Raw genomic sequence first — 18,435 nt, forward strand, 5'->3', positions numbered from 1 at the left:
GGTAGGCAATGCTGTTTAAATGCGCCGAAATGGCTGGCAACGGCAGCCCGCAGGCCCGCACGGGGCCGCCAGCTTGCTGAAAACGCCAGGAACGGCACGCGTGGCGGCCGGTGGCGCGGCCTTAAACTCTGCGATAATTGTGCGATATTCCGCCCGTCCGCCGCTGTTTCTTCCCGGCTGGCGCGGCTCACCTTATTTTATTGGCATTATGCAAAACACCCTGCTGTTAGTCGACGGTTCCAGTTACCTTTATCGTGCCTTCCATGCGCTGCCCGACCTGCGCAGCCCGGATGGCTATCCCACGGGCGCCATGCACGGCATGGTCAACATGCTGCGCCGTTTGCGCGCCGACTACCCGGCCGCCTACATCGCCTGCGTGTTCGATGCCAAAGGGAAAACTTTCCGCGACGACATGTATCCCGAATACAAGGCCACGCGCGCTTCGATGCCGGACGACCTGCGCTTGCAGATCGAACCGATCCACGAAGCCGTGCGCGCCATGGGCTGGCCGATCCTGATGGTCGACGGCGTGGAAGCGGACGACGTGATCGGTACCCTGGCCGTGCAGGCGGCCGCTGCCGGCATGAACGTGGTGGTGTCGACGGGCGACAAGGATCTGGCGCAGCTGGTCAACAGCCAGGTGACCCTGATCAATACCATGAGCAATGAAAAGCTCGACGAAGCGGCCGTGCTGGTCAAGTTTGGCGTGCCGCCGAACCGCATCATCGATTATCTGTCGCTGATCGGCGATACGGTCGATAACGTGCCCGGCGTGTCGAAGTGCGGCCCGAAGACGGCCGTCAAATGGCTGACCTTGTACGACAGCCTGGAAGGCGTGATGGAAAACGCGGCCAGTGTAGGCGGCGCCGTGGGCGAAAACCTGCGCACGGCCCTGCCATGGCTGCCGCAAGCGCGCGCCTTGATCACCGTCAAGACTGATTGCGATTTGTCCGGGCACATGACGACGATCGCCGATTCGCTGGTGGCGAAACACGAAGACAAGGAAGCGCTGCTGGCCTTCTTCAACCGCTACGGCTTCAAGGCCCTGCTGCGCGAACTGGGCGCGGCGCCGCCGCCGATGTCTCCCGTTGGCGCACCGACAGTTGCCGGTGCCACCATCGCGAATACGACGGGCGACATGTTCGCCGATGCCGCGCCAGCAGTCGAGGCCATGTATGAAACCGTCTTGACGGATGAGCAGCTCGACAAATGGATCGCGCTGATCGATGCGGCGCCCTTGACGGCTGTTGACACGGAAACTACGTCGCTGGAACCGATGACGGCGCAGATGGTCGGCATTTCCCTGTCCGTTGCCGAACATGCCGCTTGCTACATCCCGCTGGCTCACGACTACGCGGGCGCGCCGGAACAGTTGACGCGCGAACACGTGCTGGCGAAACTGCGCCCGTGGCTGGAAGATGCCAACAAGCCCAAGCTGGGCCAGAACCTGAAATACGACAGCCACATCTTCGCCAACCACGGCGTGACCCTGCGCGGCATCGCCCACGATACCCTGCTCGAATCGTATGTGTTCGAATCGCACAAGAAGCACGACATGGACAGCCTGGCCCTGCGCCACCTGAACTACACGACGATCCCGTTCGAGGACGTGTGCGGCAAGGGCGCCAAGCAGATCACCTTCAACCAGGTGGAAGTGGAGCAGGCGGCCAAGTATGCGGCCGAGGATGCCGACGTTACCTTGCGTCTGCACAATGCCATGTGGGGTAACGTGGCGGGCGATGACAAGCTGACCTTCATCTATGAAAAGATCGAGATGCCGACGGCCGTGGTCTTGCAAAAGATCGAGCGCAACGGCGTGCTGATCGATGACGAGTTGCTCAACATCCAGTCGGCCGAGCTGGCCGTGAAAATCCTGGAACTGGAAAAGAAGGCCTATGAACTGGCCGAGCAGCCGTTCAACCTCGGTTCGCCCAAGCAGATCGGCGAAATCTTCTTTGAAAAGCTGAAACTGCCGGTGGTCAAGAAAACCCCGACGGGCGCGCCATCGACGGATGAAGAAGTGCTGCAAAAGCTGGCCGAGGATTATCCGCTGCCCAAAGTGCTGCTCGAATACCGCGGCATGGCCAAGTTGAAGTCGACCTACACGGACAAATTGCCGAAGATGATCAACGTCACGACGGGCCGCGTGCATACGAACTATGCGCAAGCCGTGGCCGTGACGGGGCGATTGGCGTCGAACGACCCGAACTTGCAGAATATTCCCATCCGCAGCGCGGAAGGCCGCCGCATCCGCGAAGCCTTCATTGCGCCGCCCGGCAGCCACATCGTCTCGGCCGACTATTCGCAGATCGAATTGCGCATCATGGCGCACATCTCGGGCGACGAAGCCATGTTGCGCGCGTTTGCCGACGGCATCGACATTCACCGCGCCACGGCGGCCGAGATCTTTGGCGTACCGGCCGCGGAAGTGCAAAGCGAGCAGCGCCGCTACGCCAAGGTCATCAACTTCGGCCTGATCTACGGCATGAGCGCGTTCGGCCTGGCCGGTAACCTGGGCGTGGACCGCACGGCCGCGCAAAGCTATATCGACCGCTACTTCGCCCGTTTTTCCGGCGTGAAACAGTATATGGAAGACACGCGCCAGCAAGCGAAGGCGCGCGGCTACGTGGAAACCGTGTTCGGCCGCCGTTTGTGGCTGCCGGAAATCAATTCGCCTAACGGCCCGCGCCGCCAGGGCGCCGAACGGGCGGCGATCAACGCGCCGATGCAGGGCACGGCTGCCGACCTGATCAAGCTGGCCATGATTGCCGTGCAAGGCTGGCTGGAAACGGACAATTTGCAGACGAAGATGATCATGCAGGTGCACGATGAACTGGTGCTGGAAGTGCCGGACGCGGAACTGGAACTGGTCAAGCGCAAGCTGCCGGAACTGATGGCCGGCGTGGCCGCGCTGAAGGTACCGCTGACGGCGGAAGTAGGCATCGGTAAAAATTGGGCCGAAGTGCCGTATCAAGGTGACGTAGCAGCAATGACCGTAGGTCGGCTTAGCGCGCAGCGCGTAAGCCGACATTTTTTGTCAACACATCTTTCAGGAGAAACGCATGAGCGACATGATCACCGATTGTGAAAGTTTGCTGGGCCAGAGCAGCTTGTCCGGGCCGGATGGCCGGCGTGGTTTCCTGAAGGTGGCGCTGGGTACGGGCTTTGCCGTGGCCGTGCTGCCCGTGGCGGCGCAAAACGTCATCAAGACGGATTCCGCCGGGCTCGTCACGGGCAGCATGTCGGTGATGGTCGATGGCCAGGCCGTGCCCGTGTACGCGGCCCAGCCGGAGGGTAAAACGGGTTTGCCCGTGGTACTGGTCATTTCGGAAATCTTTGGCGTGCATGAACATATCGCCGACATGGCGCGCCGTTTCGCCAAGCAGGGTTATCTGGCGCTGGCGCCCGATCTGTTCGTGCGCCAGGGCGACCCGACCAAAGTGGGCAGCATCCCGGAGTTGATGAAAGGCATTATCGCCAAGACGCCGGACGCGCAGGTGATGGCGGACCTCGATGCGGTGGTGGCGTGGGCGAAACAGAATGGCGGCGACACGAGCCGCCTGGGCATCACGGGTTTCTGCTGGGGCGGGCGCATCACGTGGCTGTACGCGGCGCATAATCCGGCCGTCAGGGCGGGCGTGGCCTGGTATGGCCGCCTCGTGGGTGAGCCCACTCCCTTGCAGCCGAGCAACCCCATCGATATCGCCGCCACCTTGAAGGTCCCCGTGCTGGGCTTGTATGGCGGCAAGGACACGGGCATCAGCCAGGAATCGATCGCGAAGATGAAGGACGCGCTGGCCAAGGGCGGCAACAAATCGGAGTTTGTCGTGTATCCCGATGCGGGCCACGCCTTCAATGCCGATTACCGTCCCAGCTATGTGGCGGCCGATGCGAAAGACGGCTATGCGCGTTGTTTAGCCTGGTTCAAGCAGCACGGCGTGGCGTGACGACGCAACAGAAAAACACCGCATTTCCCAGAAGTTAACGCGAAAGGCGCACCGGGCTGTAAAATGCCCGCTGCGCGCCAATGCAGTACAATTGCATCTTCATCGCGCGACGCTGCCGCCAAACGCGCAAAAAATTAAACAATAGATAACAACGCATTCATCAGGCCAGACGCCAGCATCGCGGGCGCCAGTGACCCGGCGCCATTTTGAGGTAAGAAAATCATCGATCCCGTCCTTATATCCATTTTGCTCGCGACCACGATCGCGGGCGTGTTGAGCATTACCGCGGCGGCGATCTTTTCGTTTGCATTCCTGTCCAAAGTGGTCGAGCGCATGGTCAGCTTGTCCGTCGGCATCATGTTGTCGACGTCCCTGCTGCACGCCTTGCCTGAAGCGTTCGAATCGCAGGCGGATCCGCGCACCCTGTTCGCTACCCTGCTGGCGGGCTTGCTGGCCTTCTTCATGCTGGAAAAATTCGCCATCCTGCGCCATTCGCACCACCACGAAGGCGATGGCCACCACCATGCGCACGGCCACGACAAGCACGAGGCGGGCAAGGCCGGCTGGATGATACTCGTTGGCGACGGCATGCACAATTTTACGGACGGTATCCTGATCGCCGCCGCCTTCCTGGCCGACCCGAAGCTGGGCCTGGTGACGGGCCTGGCCATCATCGCGCATGAAATTCCGCAGGAAATCGGCGACTTCATCGTGCTGCTCAACGCCGGCTTCTCGCGCTTGCGCGCCTACATCTTCAACCTTCTGTGCAGCCTGATGGCGGTGGCGGGCGGCCTGCTCGGCTATTTCACCCTGGATCGCGCCAGCAATCTGATTCCTTACGTGCTCGTGTTCGCCTCGTCCGGCTTCATCTACATTGCCTTGAGCGATCTGATGCCGCAGATGCAGCGCCGCGCTACCTTGCGCGAAACCATTCCGCAAGTGCTCCTGATCGCGCTGGGCGTGTGCATCGTGCTGTTCCTGACGCACAAGCGCCACGGCGGTTGATGTACTGACTGTGTGGGTGTAGTATTGCCTTTCTGACTAACTTGCACAGAAAGGAGGAAAATATGGAAAAAATTGTGCTCGCCTTGTGGCGCGCACGCTCTTTAAGCGCATTTGTTCGCTCTTGCCCACGTTCTATCGCGCTGCGATAACCTGGCCAGAGCAAAGTTACCCTCCTAGACGAGTCCTTTCCTGGTACTCCGTTGTCGTTAGCGCTCCTGTTAACGCGGATGCTTGCATCCCGAACAAAGACAAGAGCCATGACCACCCTTATCTCGACACAAGCTTTACAGCTGGATACCCACGACGGTTTCCTGTTCAACGAACTCGCCTTTACCTTGCGCCAGGGCGACCGCATCGGCCTGATCGGCCACAATGGCTGCGGTAAATCCACCTTGCTGGGCTTGCTCAGCGGCACGCGGGAAGCGACGTCCGGCACCATTCATTACGCCCGTGCCTGCCGCTTGCAGCACGTGGAACAGCATTTGCCAGCCGAACTTGCCAGCCTGAGCCTGTACGACGCCTTGCTGGCGCCGGTGCTGGACCAGCCGGAACTGCATTGGCGTGTCGACAGCCTGCTGGCCGAACTGGGCTTCGACCAGGAAACGGCGCAAGTCCCCGTGCATTCTTTATCCGGCGGCCAGCACACGCGGTTATTGCTGGGGCGCGCCCTGCTGCAGGAGCCGAACGTGCTGCTGCTCGATGAGCCGAGCAATCACCTGGACTTGCCATCCTTGCTGTGGCTCGAGCAATTCCTGCTGGCCTGGCGCGGCGCCTTCATCCTCGTCTCGCACGACCAGCGCCTGCTCGACAACGTGGCCACGCGCAGCTGGATCTTGCGCGATAGCCGCCTCTACGACTTCGACCTGCCGTGCGGCCCCGCGCTGGCGGCGCTGGCCGAAGCGGATGTGGCCGCGGCCGCCCGCCATGCGGCCGAACAGAAGGAAATCGACCGTCTGGCCGTCAGCAGCACCCGCCTGGCCCTGTGGGGCAAGGTCTACGATAACGTCGGCATGGCGCGCAAGGCCAAAAGCATGCAGCGGCGCATCGACAAGCTGCAGGATGAACAGTCGTTCGTCAGCGAGGGCGCGCCCTGGCGCTTGAGCTTGCGTGGCAAGGCGCTGGCGGCCGACCAGCTGCTGGCGCTTGATGGCCTGGACGTGCGCGCCGTGCCCGCCTCGCCGCTGCTGTTCCACGTCGGCCAGCTGTGGCTGAAACCGGGCGACCGCATCGCCTTGCTGGGCGCCAACGGCAGCGGCAAGTCGTCCCTGCTGCGCCTGTGCTGGCAAGCGATACAGGCACAGGAGGAGCGCAGCGACTTGCGCTACCACCACGCCGCCAACATCGGTTACTACGACCAGTCGCTCAAGCAACTGGCCGATGACGCCGACCTGCCTGACGCCCTGTATCCGTTTGCCGTGCAAAACGAGGCCGCGCGCAGCCAGGTGGCGCGCAAGCAGGCCTTGATCTCGGCAGGTTTTCCCTATGCGCGCCATGGCCAGACGGTGGCGACCCTGAGCGGCGGCGAGCGGGCGCGGCTGCTGTTCCTGGGGTTGTCGCTGGCCAGCTACCATTTGCTGCTGCTGGACGAGCCCAGCAACCACCTGGACATGCAGGGCAAGGCGGAACTGGGACAAGCCTTGCGCGGCTTTGCCGGTGGCTGCTTGCTGGTATCGCACGACCGCGACCTGATCGAGACGGCGTGCAACCGTTTTTGGGTGGTGGCCGATGGCCAGCTGGAAGAGTGGCCCGATGCGGCCAGCGCGTATGCACGGCTCAGTGTGGAAGATGGGCAGGCGTTGACGCCCGTGCCGCGCGTGGAGCATGCATCTGCGGTACTGGCGGACGTCGACGTGCAGCTGGAACGCTTGTGCGAACTGGAGCAATTGCTGGCGGAAGATCTTGCCCGCAAGCCTCGCCACCAGAAGCCGGCCAGCCAGCAGGCGTGGCTGGCGGAGCTGGAACGCTTGAATCAGGCGCTGGGGATAACGTCGTAGTTATCCACTGACAAAAAATGACGGACCAGTTGGTCCGCCATTTTTTTATTCAGTGCCCGTCGCCACAGGCCGCGCCGGATCGGCGCACCATTCGCTCCACGAGCCCGGATACAGGGCCGCGCCCGGCAAGCCGGCCACTTCCATGGCCAGCAGGTTGTGGCAAGCCGTCACGCCGGAGCCGCATTGCAGGATGGCGGTTTGCGGTGAAGCGATCAATGCGCTGAAGTCGCGCTGCAGTTCCTCGGCGCTCTTGAAACGGCCGTCCGCTTGTAAATTATCTTTGAAGAAACGGTTTTTCGCGCCGGGGATGTGGCCGCCCACGGGGTCGATGGTTTCGTTTTCGCCGCGATAGCGGTCGGGCGCGCGTGCGTCGATGATGGTCAGCGCCTGGGTTTCCAGGTTGGCGACGACGTCCTGCACGCTGACCGTGCGCGTCAGGCTGGTTTTTTCCGTGATGTTGCCGACAGGGCGGGGCGCTACCGGCGTGACCAGGGGCAAACCCTGTGCTTGCCAGGCGGCCAGGCCACCGTCGAGCACGGCAACGGCAGGATGGCCGAGCCAGCGCAGCAGCCACCACAGGCGGGCGGCGAACATGCCGCCCTGGCCGTCATAGGCGACCACTTGCGTGTCGTCATTGATGCCCCAACCGCGCAAGGTGGCGAGCAGGGTGTTGCGGTCGGGCAAAGGATGCCGTCCCGTAAAGTCCGCGCCGCGCGCCGTCTTGGGGCCGGACAGGGCCGTATCGATATCGGCGAACTGCGCGTTCTGGATGTGGCCGGCGGCAAACGCGTCGCTGCCAGCATTGGGGTTAAGCAAGTCGTGGCGGCAATCGAGAATCACCCAGTTGCTGTCGTTCAGGTGGCTGGCCAGTTCGCTGGCCTGTATCAAGGTGGTGTACATCGGAAACGCTCCTTTACACTTCGCTGGCAATCGGATCCGTGCGCGCGATCGCCGCGCCACGGGCCGTGTTGCGGGTATTGTAATAGGTTGCCGCGATACCCGAAGCGAGAATGATGCCGATGCCGGTCCAGCCATGCCAGTCGAACAGGTCGCCAAAGATCATCACGCCCCAGAAGCTGGAAAAGACGATGCCCGTGTATTGCAGATTTGCCACCACGAGGGTCTTGCCCAGACGATAGGCGCGTGTCATGGCCATCTGCGCCATGGTGGCGCACAGGCCGATGGCGGCCAGCAAGCCGATGCCATAGGCGCTCGTGTGCGCATGCCAGACGACGGGGCCGCCGCCGGCGCTGGCCACGTGGCCGATCACGCCAGCGAGGAAATTGACGACCGAGAAATAAAACACGACCCTGTATTCGGGCTCGCCCAGCAAGCCCAGCTTGCGCACCTGCAAATAGGCGAGGGCAGACAGCATGCCGGAAATCAAGGCCGTAATGGCGCCGGCCAGCTGGTCCGTTTCGAACACCGGTTGCAGCAGCAGGGTCACGCCGACAAAGCTCATGGCAATGGCCGCCACCAGCGGCCACTCGACCTGTTTCATGCCTTTCCAGAAGCCGCCGGCCAGCAGGATCACGGCGATCCAGATGGGCGCCATGTAATTCAAGGTCATGGCTGTGGCCAATGGCAGGATGGCGATCGCGTAAAACCACAGCCACAGGGCGATCACGCCCACCACGCCGCGCCACAGATGCTGGCCCGGCATCGTGGTTTTGAAGCTGCCACCCTGGTACAAAATCGTGCAGCTCATGACGATCATGCCGATGATGCCGCGGTACATGACGATTTCGGACGTCGAATACATATCCGACGCCAGCTTGACGCACACGCCCATGATGGCGAACATGAAACTGGCAAATAGCATCCAAAGCGATTGCATGAGAAATCCTGACGATGAAAAAGAAAAGGCCGCGCAATGCGGCCCTGGAGGGAATTATAGTTCGATATTATTGCGGTACCACTCGTGGAAATGCTGCATGCCGTCTTCCATGGGCGACTGGTAAGGGCCCACTTCGCTCACGCCGCGCGCCATCAGGGCCTTGCGGCCGGCATCCATGCGCAGCGCGATTTCATCGTCCTCGACGCAGGTTTCCATGTAGGCAGCCCGTTCCGCTTTGACGAAGTCGCGCTCGAACAGCACGATTTCTTCTGGGTAATAGAACTCCACCACGTTGCGCGTCTTTTGCGGACCATCGGGCCACAGGGTCGAGACGACCAGCACGTGCGGATACCATTCGACCATGATGTTCGGATACAGGGTCAGCCAGATGGCGCCATATGGCGGCGCTTCGCCGCCACGGAATTGCAGCACCTGCTCCTGCCATTTCTTGTAGGCAGGCGAACCGGCCTGCTGCAAGCCGCGGTGCACGCCCACCGTTTGCACGCTGTAATCCTTGCCGAATTCCCAGCGCAGGTCGTCGCAGCTGACGAAGCTGCCCAGGCCCGGGTGGAACGGTTCGACGTGATAATCCTCGAGGTACACTTCGATGAAAGTCTTCCAGTTGTAGTCGCACTCGTGGATTTCCACGTGGTCGAACATATAGCCGGAAAAATCGAGGTCTTTCGAGACGGACAAATCTTTCAATTTTTCCATCACGTTGTAACCGTTTTGCTCGAACAGCAAGCCATTCCAGCTTTGCAGCGGCGTTTTCGACAGGTTCAGGCACGGCGTCTCGGGGAAATGCGGCGCGCCGATCAATTCGCCCTTGAGGTCGTAGGTCCAGCGGTGCAGCGGACAGACGATATGGTTCGCGTTGCCGCGGCCGTTGTACATCAGCGCCTGCCGGTGGCGGCACACGTTGGACAGCACTTCGATGCCGTTGGCGTTGCGCACGAGCATGCGCCCCTCGTTCTCAGACGCCAGGGTCGCAAAATCGCCGGTTTCCGGCACCATCAGCGCATGCCCGACATACCGCGGGCCGGCTTGGAACAATTGCTGCATTTCACGCTGCAACAGCGTTTCGTCAAAATAGACGTGGACCGGAAGTTGCGCGTTTGAGCGCGCCAGCTTGGCGTGAGTAGCCAGATCGGACATCCCAACCCCCCATAAATGTACAACGGTCAGCAGTGCCCCAAGCCCTTGCCTGGACAACCGCTACAGAGAGAAAGAATCCGCAAAGACCTGAATTCAAATTTGTTGAAACGGTATTTCGGACAGAACCGGCGATTATAGCGCGTATCGGCCTCGGCATTGCCAAAACCCCCCGGTAAATAGGCTATTAATGAGAAACATTGTCATTTGGCGCGCAATACCCGGTAGCGAGGGGTGATTGCGCTAAAATTCACTGCCAAGCTGGCAACGCTATTGACTTTGAGCGCGCTGATTGCGCTTTAGTTTTCACTTAATAGTGTGGTTTGTTCTAAAATAACGCTTCTATGCTGGCCGGGAGTCCCCGGCGTCTCCCTACAAGCCCCTCGTGCCACGAAGAGATCTGAGTCTATGTCGAAGAAATTAACTGCCGCTGCCGCAGCGCCGGCCTCGTTTGAAGAGGCGATGGCGGAACTGGCGCAGCTGGTAACGCAAATGGAAGCGGGCCAGTTGCCGCTGGAAGCATCGGTCGCGGCGTATCAGCGCGGCTCGGAACTGGTCAAGTATTGCGCTACCCAGCTCGACAGCGTTGAAGCGCAGGTGAAAGTATTGGAAGGCGACATGTTGAAACCGTTCGTGGATGCCGGCGAGGCCGCCCAATGATGGCCAGCGTGCAACAAGACGGCGTCACCTTCGGCGACTGGATGCAAGCAACCCAGTCGGGCGTGGAAAGCCGGCTCGACCAGTTCCTGCCGGCGGCAGACGTCGTGCCGCACAAGCTGCACGCGGCCATGCGCTATGCGCTGTTGGGCGGCGGCAAGCGCGTGCGCCCGCTGTTGGTGATGGCGGCAGGCGAACTGTTTGATGCCGATCAAGATGCCCTCGCGCGCGCAGCTTGCGCGCTGGAAATGATTCACGTGTATTCGCTCGTACATGACGACATGCCGTGCATGGATGACGATGCCTTGCGCCGTGGCAAGCCCACCGTGCACATCGCCTACGATGAAGCGACGGCCCTGCTGGTCGGCGACGCGCTGCAATCGCAGGCGTTCATGCTGCTGGCCGACGGCGCGGCCATTCCTCCGGCGCGGCAAATGGCCATGCTCAAGGTGCTGGCGCACGCCTCGGGTTCCGCGGGCATGTGCGGCGGCCAGGCGATCGACCTCGACAGCGTCGGCCTGGCCTTGACCCTGCCGCAGCTGGAACAGATGCATCAGTTGAAAACGGGCGCCTTGCTGCGTGCGGCCGTGATCCTCGGCGCGCTGGCCGGTAAGGACTTGACGCCAGACGAGATGACGGCGCTGAACGCATATGCGCGCGCCGTCGGACTGGCGTTCCAGGTGGTCGACGATGTGCTCGACGCCACGGCCGATTCGGCCACCCTGGGCAAGACGGCTGGCAAGGATGCGGCCGCCAACAAACCGACTTACGTATCGATACTGGGGCTGGAACCATCGAGAGCCCTGGCAGAACAATTGCGGTGCGACGCCCATGCGGCGCTGGCGCCATTCGGGGACAAGGCACGCCGTTTGCGCGAGCTGGCGGACCTGGTCGTGCAGCGGAAGGCATAAATGAAACTGTTAGAAACCATCAATGAACCAGCGCAAGTGCGCAAGCTGGCCCGCTCGCAACTGGTGCCGTTGGCCCAGGAACTGCGCAGCTTCCTGCTCGACTCCGTTTCCAAGACGGGCGGCCACCTGTCGTCCAACCTGGGCACGGTCGAGCTGACCGTCGCGCTGCACTACGTGTTCAACACACCGCACGACCGCATCGTGTGGGACGTGGGCCACCAGACCTATTCGCACAAGATCCTCACGGGCCGCCGCGAGCGCATGCATACCTTGCGCCAGAAAGATGGCATTTCCGGCTTCCCGAAGCGCGACGAAAGCGAATACGATACCTTCGGCACGGCGCACTCGTCGACGTCGATCTCGGCCGCGCTGGGCATGGCACAGGCCGCCAAGATCAAGGGCGACCCGCTGCACGCGATCGCCGTGATCGGTGACGGCTCGATGACGGCCGGCATGGCCTTCGAGGCGATGAACAACGCGGGCGTGCAGGAAGACGTCAACCTGCTGGTGATTTTGAACGACAACGACATGTCGATCTCGCCGCCCGTGGGCGCGCTGAACCGCCACCTGGCGCGCTTGATGTCGGGCCAGTTCTATGCGGCGGCGAAAAATGTCGGCAAATCGGTGTTGCCCGGCCCCGTGCTGGAACTGGCGAAGCGCTTTGAGGAGCACGCCAAAGGCATGGTCGTGCCTGCCACCATGTTCGAGGAATTCGGTTTCAATTACATCGGCCCCATCGATGGACACGACCTCGATTCGCTGATCCCGACCTTGCAAAACATCAAGCAATTGAAGGGCCCGCAATTCCTGCACGTGGTGACCAAGAAGGGGCAGGGCTACAAGCTGGCCGAGGCGGAACCGATCCTGTACCACGGCACGCCGAAGTTCAATCCGGCGGAAGGCATCAAGCCGGCCACGGCGCCGGGCAAGATGACGTACACGGAAGTGTTCGGCAACTGGCTGTGCGACATGGCCGCGCACGACAAGCGCCTGGTGGGCATCACGCCGGCCATGCGCGAAGGCTCGGGCATGGTCAAGTTCGAACAGCAATTCCCCAACCGTTATTTCGACGTCGGCATCGCCGAGCAGCATTCCGTGACCTTCGGTGCGGGCCTGGCCTGCGAAGGCTTGAAACCCGTCGTGGCCATCTATTCGACCTTCCTGCAGCGCGCCTACGATCAATTGATCCACGACGTGGCCCTGCAAAACTTGGACGTGACGTTCGCGCTGGACCGCGCCGGCCTCGTGGGCGCCGATGGCGCCACGCACGCGGGCAACTACGACATGGCGTTCCTGCGCTGCATCCCGAACATGGTCGTCATGGCCGCGTCCGACGAAAACGAATGCCGCCAAATGCTGACGACGGGCTACCATTATCCGGGCCCGGCCGCCATCCGCTATCCGCGCGGCGCGGGCGCTGGCGTGGCCATCGTGCCGGAACTGACCAGCATTGACATCGGCAAGGGCGAGATCAAGCGCCACGGCAAGCGCATCGCCATCCTGGCCTTCGGCTCCATGGTGGCGCCGAGCGTGGCGGCGGGCGACAAGCTCGACGCGACGGTGGCCAACATGCGCTTCGTCAAGCCGCTCGACATGGCGCTGGTGAAACAGCTGGCCGCGGAACACGATTACCTGGTGACGGTGGAAGAGGGCTGCATCATGGGCGGCGCCGGTTCGGCCGTGGCCGAAGCGCTGGCGGCGGAAGGCGTTGTCAAGCCGATCCTGATGCTGGGCCTGCCCGATACCTTCATTGACCATGGCGACCCCGTGCAGTTGCTGAAAAGCGTGGGCCTGGACGCCGCCGGCATCGCCGCGTCGATCGAGCAGCGCTTTGGCGGCAGCCAGCCGCGCCTGGCTGTTGTCAGCTAAATTTATCTGTCGACAGGAAAAGCGGCACTGCGGTGCCGCTTTTTTAKGCTATGTCACCGTCAGATGTGGAAATGCACCCAGCGTTGCTTTCAACAGCGTTTCCGGTGAACGGATGCGCCCGGCGTCGAGTATCCAGCGCCACCCCAGATAATTTGGCAGGTAGCGCGTCGCCACGCCATGAAACGGACCTAGCCATTGCCGCAATCGGCTGTGATAGGCGTTGACGTTCTGCACGTGGGCGGCGCCCTGCACGCGGATGCCGGCGCGCAAGTTGACGGCCTGGTGGCTGATGCCCGCTTCCCGAGCAAAAGCCCGGTAGGCGGCATGACCATCGGTGACCAGCAAGACATCCTTGTCGATGACGGGCAACAAACAGAGATGTAGCTGCGCCTTCGTCAGCGCCCCTTTGCCCGTGACGAAGTCGAGGGTCTGGCCCGTACGGTCGCGCGCCACCAGGATGCAGACCTGTTCATTCGATATGCCGCGCTGGCGGGCATGGCCGCCCCGGCGGCGGGGCGGACGCGTCATGTTTCTGGATCCCTTTTCCGATTCCAGCAGATATAACTCGTCTGCCTCGGCGATGCCGTGCAGGCCATGCGGCCGGTCCGTCTTTGCCAGCGATAAAAACCGGTGGCGCCAGCGAAACGTGGTGTTGCGGTGCACTCCTAACTGACTGGCCGCCTTGCGCACGGAATCCGATGCCAGCAGGCAATCGGCATAGGCGAGCCACAACGATTTATGGCGCAAGCGGGCCAGCGGCGTGCCGGTGAGCGCATTGAAGGTGCGGCCGCAGGGGACGCAGCGGTAGCGCTGCAAGCCGTGCGCATGGCCATGTCGGTGCAGGTGTGCCGAGTGGCAGGCGGGACAGGCCAATCGCGGCTGCGCCACATTTTCCAGCAGCGCGACGGTTGCGTCGTGTGGCGCGCTGCCACGCAGCAGGGCAATACCTGCCTGCCGCTGGCGCTGGCTCAACTGAGCAAACTGCGCAATCAAGGTGATCCATTCGGCTGGCCGCATGATCTGCTCCTACGTGATTGATATGCAGAGTCAGACAGCACTGCCAAGGGAAAATTCCGGCATTTCCCCTACTTGCCGATGACAGAGCCCTAAAAAAAGGCTATGTCACTTTAGGWTGCAGTACAACATTTTCCGCCGGGGAATGCTACGATGACGCTTTGATACCCTTTCAAAGTCCAACTTGCATTTCAGGAAATTTCACCGCCGTTCGCGCGCACTGGCCGGCCGCTGGCTGACGGGCATGCACGCCTATACCGACAAGCTGGCGCAGCGCCGTCCCCTGTGGATGGTCAGCCTGGCCATCGATGAAACGAATCTGTCCGAGGGCCTGCGAGCCGCGTGCGCCTCGAGCGCCATGCTGCTGCTGGGCCTGCTGTTCGACCATCCCGATTTTTCCTGGGCCGCCATCGGCGCCTTCTGGACCTGCTTGGCCGACGCGGCCGGCACGCGGCGCATGCGTTTCGTCTCGATGGTGGGCTTCGGCTTGTTGTCGACGGTCGCTGGCGGCCTGACGGCGCTGGCGGCCGGCCATGGCGTGGTGGCGGCGGCCATCGCCGTGCTGCTGTTTTCCTGGGCCGGCGCGCTGGCGCGCATCTGGGGCGCGGCCACGGCGCAAGTGGCCATCCTGGCGGCCACGGCTTGCGTGGTGATGGTCACGCATCCATTGGAATCGATGACGCAGACGGCGCCTTTCCTGGGCCTGTACATGTTCGGCTGCCTGTTTGCCACCGTGCTCAGTTTTACGGTCTGGCGCATCCACCCGTTCAGCCCGGCCAGGCGCGCCATCCGTGCCGCGTATTCGCGCCTGGCCGGCATCGCACGCGACAATGCGCGCTTCCTGGAGCAAGGCCCGGCATTGCCGGCCGCGGCCGCGCATGGCGCCAGCTACCGCTCGCAGGCGCGCGCCGCGCTGGAAGCGGCGCGCGTGGCGCTGGCCGCCGTGCCGCCTGCGCGCGCGGGACGCAGCACCCTGTACGACAACCTGCTGCTGGCGCTCAGCGACGCCGAGCGCATCTTCGCTTATCTGATCGCCGTCACGCATACGTGCGAGCGCGAGCAGCAGCGCCTGCGGCAAGACCCGCGCGCGCGGCGCAGCCTGGAAGTGATGGCCGTGCTGCTGCGCCGTCTGGGGCAAGCCGTGCAGCGCCAGCCGGAAACGCCGCCCTTGGCATTGCAGCGCCGCCTGGCGGGCTGCGGACGGCGCCTGGAAGCGGCGCTGGGCGCCTTGCTGCCGCTGCGCCTGAACGTGGATTTCATGGAGCTGGGCTTGCCGCGCGCGACACAGCTGCCGTGGCGCGAGGCGGCCTTCCTGGCGCTGGGGCAGGCGTGGCAAACGGCGAAAGTCAACGCCACGCCGCAGTCGCTGAGCTGGCGCCACGCGGCGCGCGTATCGCTGGCGACGACGGCCGGCTTCCTGCTGGTCGAAGCCTTGCAGATTCCATTCGGCTACTGGGCCACGATGGCGACCTTATTGATCTTGCAGCCATCCGTGTCGACCACCTGGCCGCGCGGCATCGAGCGGGTCGCGGGCAGCGTGCTGGGCGCCGTGCTGGCCGTGCTGATCGGCCTGGTCATTTACACGCCGCTCGGTATCTCGCTGGTGGTGTTTCCCCTGATCGTCGCCACCATGGCCTTGCGCCGTGTCAGCTACAGCCTGCACGTGCTGTTCATGACGCCCGCCTTCGTGCTGGTGGCCGACTATGCGGCGCCGGCCAGCGAGATGGTGTATGCGATGAGCCGCCTGGGCAACAATGTGCTTGGTTGCGTGCTGGCCCTGCTGGCCACGTTTTTCCTGTGGCCGGACCGCGAGGCGGACGACCTCGACCAGCGCCTGGCGAAAGCCGTGTCGGCCAACCTGAAATACCTGCTGGCCGTGCTGGCGGCGGGCGGACGCTGGGATAGCGCGATTGCGCGCCTGCGCCGCGAGGCGGGGCTGGCCAGCAATAACGCGGAGCAAGTGCTGCAGCGCTTGCGCATCGAGCGTCGCCTGGACCGCAGCAGTGGCGTGGGCCTGGCGGCCCTGCGCACCTTGCCGCTGCTGCGCCGCGTGGCGGGCAGTACGGCGCGCATCAGTTTGAGTCCCCAGGCCGAGCCGGCGCCGCCCGAATTGCAACGGTGGATTGCCGCCGTCAGCGGGGAAATCGATGCGCTGCTGCGCGGTGCAGCCGATGCCAGTGCGCCCGGTCCGTGCGCGGCCGAAGGCTTGACTGCCCTGCAAGCCGATGCGGTGACGCAGGTGCAGTTGTTGCGCGGCTTGCTGCGCGAGCATGTGCAGGCCGTCGATAGCGCAGTGGCATCTTCGCACTGAAGCGTAGCCGCTCGGCCGGTTGCGCCCGCAACCGGCCTTTTCCTGCTTGCGGCGCCAATATTGTATAGACGTTTGGCGCCTGCCAATCTCTCCAAATTCCACATTTCATGGGCTTTTCCGATATATTTTCCAAACTGGAAATTTATCGAAAGGAAACGTTGACTCTAAAATAAGTGCGGTCTATATTCGATTTCGTAGCAAGCAAAAATGAAATTCATATGGATTTTTTTACGACTGGTCTGACGCGATTGCCAGGTTTACCTGGCGCAATCGCTAACATGGAGAGTAGTAAATGAAAAAGATTGCAGCATTTATTTTTACCCTGGGACTGAGCGCTTCCTACGCCATCGCTTCCGATATCGGCTGCTCCAGTTGCGAGGAGGAGCTGCGGGAATGCACGATGATGAATGGTGACAGATCCCCATTTTGCATCGGCAGTTACAAAGCCTGCCTGAAAGTCTGCCAAATCGGCGCCTGATATCCGTTTTTTGCATTGCGAGGCGGCCGGTCATCGCCTGCTGCGCTGGCCGCCCATCGATCCTCTACGCCTCTAAGAAACTTATGATGCAAAAGAAAATTAAAACCATCGCCATGTATGGCTTGATCCTGGCCGCTGGCCTGGGCAGCGGTTATGGCCTGTCCTTGTTGCCCGGCTTGCTCAAGTCGAATTACACCGAGGGCAATTACGCCGCGTATTTCCCGAATGCCCAGACGAAAGTGGTGCTGTACGGCACGGATTGGTGCGGCTATTGCGCCAAGACGCGCGCCTACTTCAAGGAAAACAAGATCGAATTCGTCGATCTCGATATCGAGAAATCCCCGGAAGCAAGAAAAGCCCATGAAGCACTGGGTGGCGGCGGCGTACCGGTGGTGTTGATCGGCAACCGCAAGATCCAGGGCTTCAATGCAGGCGCGCTGGAAGCGGCGCTGAAGAAAATCTGACGTTCCCACTTGTTAACTTGAAAGGCTGACCATGTTCAAAAAGATTGCCGCTTTCCTGTTTGCTGCCGGCACGGCCCTGTCCTTCAGTGTGCACGCCGGCAGCCCCGATTGCACCTTTGTCTGCGAACGCAACATGCTCGATTGCGTGGAGTTCGACCAGCCAGCTTGCATGCAGCAGTACAAGGAATGCCTGCACCAGTGCCTGCGCTAGGAACGCGCTGACGCAGTGTGGATGGCGCGTAAGAGACGGCGCGCCATGGATGTCAGTGATCGTCTGTCAATTCAACAGGAGTGCTTATGTTCAAAAAACTGGGTTTCTTTTTGTTTGCCATGGGCGTCAGCGCCTCGTATGCGATCGCCGGCGGCGGCGAGCCGGAATGCTATTCGCAATGCGATGACAGGCTGGACCAGTGCATGACGGACCATCCGACCGCGCCTGGTGCCTGCACCAAGATTCATCAGATGTGCTACGACCGCTGCGATCCATACCTGCCGTAAATGTGCCGTCCATGATGGTTGCCGGCCTGCCCGTATCGTGGCCGGGCCGGCCGAATCACCTCATCCGTCCTGCAGTGCCTCATTTCCACCAAGGAGTACTTATGTTCAAAAAGCTCGGTTTCTTTTTGTTTGCCATGGGCGTCAGCGCCTCGTATGCGATGGCCAGCAGTACCGCTGACATTTCGGAATGCCAATCCGAGTGTTATATGGCGCTCGATGCCTGTGTCATGGAGTTCAGTGTTCCTTCATGCGTCCGCGCCAATAAAGTGTGTCTTCAGGCCTGCGGCTAGGAAAATCC

At 62.0% G+C, this 18,435-nt stretch carries 17 protein-coding genes; 13 read left to right on the plus strand and 4 right to left on the minus strand.

Annotation, left to right across the window (positions count from 1 at the left end):
* Positions 1-208 precede the first annotated feature (208 nt).
* The 4 genes from polA to AC4BCN_RS05465 all read left to right on the plus strand — a co-directional run bounded on the left by polA (position 209) and on the right by AC4BCN_RS05465 (position 6,946).
* Positions 209-3,088 (plus strand): DNA polymerase I, encoded by a 2,880-nt coding sequence (polA, locus tag AC4BCN_RS05450; protein WP_490492739.1) that lies wholly within the window; start codon positions 209-211, stop codon positions 3,086-3,088.
* Positions 3,063-3,947: a dienelactone hydrolase family protein gene (locus AC4BCN_RS05455; protein WP_490492740.1), complete on the plus strand. Its 885-nt coding sequence runs from the start codon at positions 3,063-3,065 to the stop codon at positions 3,945-3,947. The genes polA and AC4BCN_RS05455 overlap by 26 nt, the downstream gene beginning before the upstream one ends.
* A gap of 246 nt (positions 3,948-4,193) precedes the next feature.
* Positions 4,194-4,952 carry a ZIP family metal transporter gene (locus AC4BCN_RS05460; RefSeq protein WP_046683425.1) on the plus strand — a complete coding sequence of 253 codons (759 nt, stop codon included), beginning with the start codon at positions 4,194-4,196 and terminating at the stop codon, positions 4,950-4,952.
* Positions 4,953-5,209: 257 nt separating this feature from the next.
* Positions 5,210-6,946, plus strand: coding sequence for an ABC-F family ATP-binding cassette domain-containing protein (locus AC4BCN_RS05465; RefSeq protein WP_490492741.1), 1,737 nt, complete (start codon positions 5,210-5,212; stop codon positions 6,944-6,946).
* A gap of 45 nt (positions 6,947-6,991) precedes the next feature.
* On the opposite strand, the gene AC4BCN_RS05470 is transcribed toward AC4BCN_RS05465, so the two are convergent.
* From AC4BCN_RS05470 to AC4BCN_RS05480, 3 genes are read right to left on the minus strand one after another with little or no spacing between them, the layout of a single operon-like run.
* The gene (locus tag AC4BCN_RS05470; RefSeq protein WP_139091717.1) at positions 6,992-7,846 is read right to left on the minus strand and encodes a sulfurtransferase; all 855 of its coding nucleotides are present in this window, start codon (positions 7,844-7,846) and stop codon (positions 6,992-6,994) included.
* A 13-nt stretch (positions 7,847-7,859) separates the two neighbouring features.
* Positions 7,860-8,783 carry a DMT family transporter gene (locus AC4BCN_RS05475; protein WP_128141297.1) on the minus strand — a complete coding sequence of 308 codons (924 nt, stop codon included), beginning with the start codon at positions 8,781-8,783 and terminating at the stop codon, positions 7,860-7,862.
* A 54-nt stretch (positions 8,784-8,837) separates the two neighbouring features.
* On the minus strand, positions 8,838-9,938 hold the full coding sequence (locus tag AC4BCN_RS05480) for an aromatic ring-hydroxylating oxygenase subunit alpha (RefSeq protein WP_490492742.1): 1,101 nt from the start codon (positions 9,936-9,938) through the stop codon (positions 8,838-8,840).
* A gap of 405 nt (positions 9,939-10,343) precedes the next feature.
* Here AC4BCN_RS05480 and AC4BCN_RS05485 point away from each other — a divergent pair, with 405 nt between their 5' ends.
* Genes AC4BCN_RS05485 through dxs form a run of 3 tightly spaced genes read left to right on the plus strand, consistent with a single transcriptional unit; the run spans position 10,344 to position 13,372 of the window.
* Positions 10,344-10,595, plus strand: a complete 252-nt coding sequence (locus AC4BCN_RS05485) for an exodeoxyribonuclease VII small subunit (protein WP_046683420.1) — start codon at positions 10,344-10,346, stop codon at positions 10,593-10,595.
* A complete protein-coding gene (locus AC4BCN_RS05490; RefSeq protein ID WP_490492743.1) occupies positions 10,592-11,503 on the plus strand; it encodes a polyprenyl synthetase family protein in 912 nt (303 codons plus the stop codon). Before AC4BCN_RS05485 ends, AC4BCN_RS05490 begins: the two co-directional genes overlap by 4 nt.
* Positions 11,504-13,372, plus strand: a complete 1,869-nt coding sequence (gene dxs / locus AC4BCN_RS05495) for a 1-deoxy-D-xylulose-5-phosphate synthase (protein WP_490492744.1) — start codon at positions 11,504-11,506, stop codon at positions 13,370-13,372.
* A gap of 48 nt (positions 13,373-13,420) precedes the next feature.
* Here dxs and AC4BCN_RS05500 read toward each other — a convergent pair whose 3' ends face one another.
* The gene (locus AC4BCN_RS05500) at positions 13,421-14,389 is read right to left on the minus strand and encodes an IS1595 family transposase (protein ID WP_490492745.1); all 969 of its coding nucleotides are present in this window, start codon (positions 14,387-14,389) and stop codon (positions 13,421-13,423) included.
* A gap of 181 nt (positions 14,390-14,570) precedes the next feature.
* Between AC4BCN_RS05500 and AC4BCN_RS05505 the strand changes: the two genes are divergently transcribed.
* The 6 genes from AC4BCN_RS05505 to AC4BCN_RS05530 all read left to right on the plus strand — a co-directional run bounded on the left by AC4BCN_RS05505 (position 14,571) and on the right by AC4BCN_RS05530 (position 18,427).
* Entirely contained in the window at positions 14,571-16,697 is a 2,127-nt protein-coding gene (locus AC4BCN_RS05505) for an FUSC family protein (protein WP_490492746.1), read from the plus strand.
* A 292-nt stretch (positions 16,698-16,989) separates the two neighbouring features.
* Entirely contained in the window at positions 16,990-17,175 is a 186-nt protein-coding gene (locus AC4BCN_RS05510) for a hypothetical protein (RefSeq protein WP_034749106.1), read from the plus strand.
* A gap of 83 nt (positions 17,176-17,258) precedes the next feature.
* Positions 17,259-17,639 (plus strand): glutaredoxin family protein, encoded by a 381-nt coding sequence (locus tag AC4BCN_RS05515; RefSeq protein WP_034749103.1) that lies wholly within the window; start codon positions 17,259-17,261, stop codon positions 17,637-17,639.
* A gap of 31 nt (positions 17,640-17,670) precedes the next feature.
* Positions 17,671-17,850 (plus strand): hypothetical protein, encoded by a 180-nt coding sequence (locus AC4BCN_RS05520; protein WP_338680821.1) that lies wholly within the window; start codon positions 17,671-17,673, stop codon positions 17,848-17,850.
* An 86-nt stretch (positions 17,851-17,936) separates the two neighbouring features.
* The gene (locus tag AC4BCN_RS05525; protein ID WP_034749098.1) at positions 17,937-18,137 is read left to right on the plus strand and encodes a hypothetical protein; all 201 of its coding nucleotides are present in this window, start codon (positions 17,937-17,939) and stop codon (positions 18,135-18,137) included.
* Positions 18,138-18,238: 101 nt separating this feature from the next.
* Positions 18,239-18,427, plus strand: a complete 189-nt coding sequence (locus tag AC4BCN_RS05530; RefSeq protein ID WP_034749095.1) for a hypothetical protein — start codon at positions 18,239-18,241, stop codon at positions 18,425-18,427.
* Positions 18,428-18,435: the final 8 nt, after the last annotated feature.

The sequence above is a fragment of the Janthinobacterium sp. Bl 1 genome, assembly GCF_058215535.1.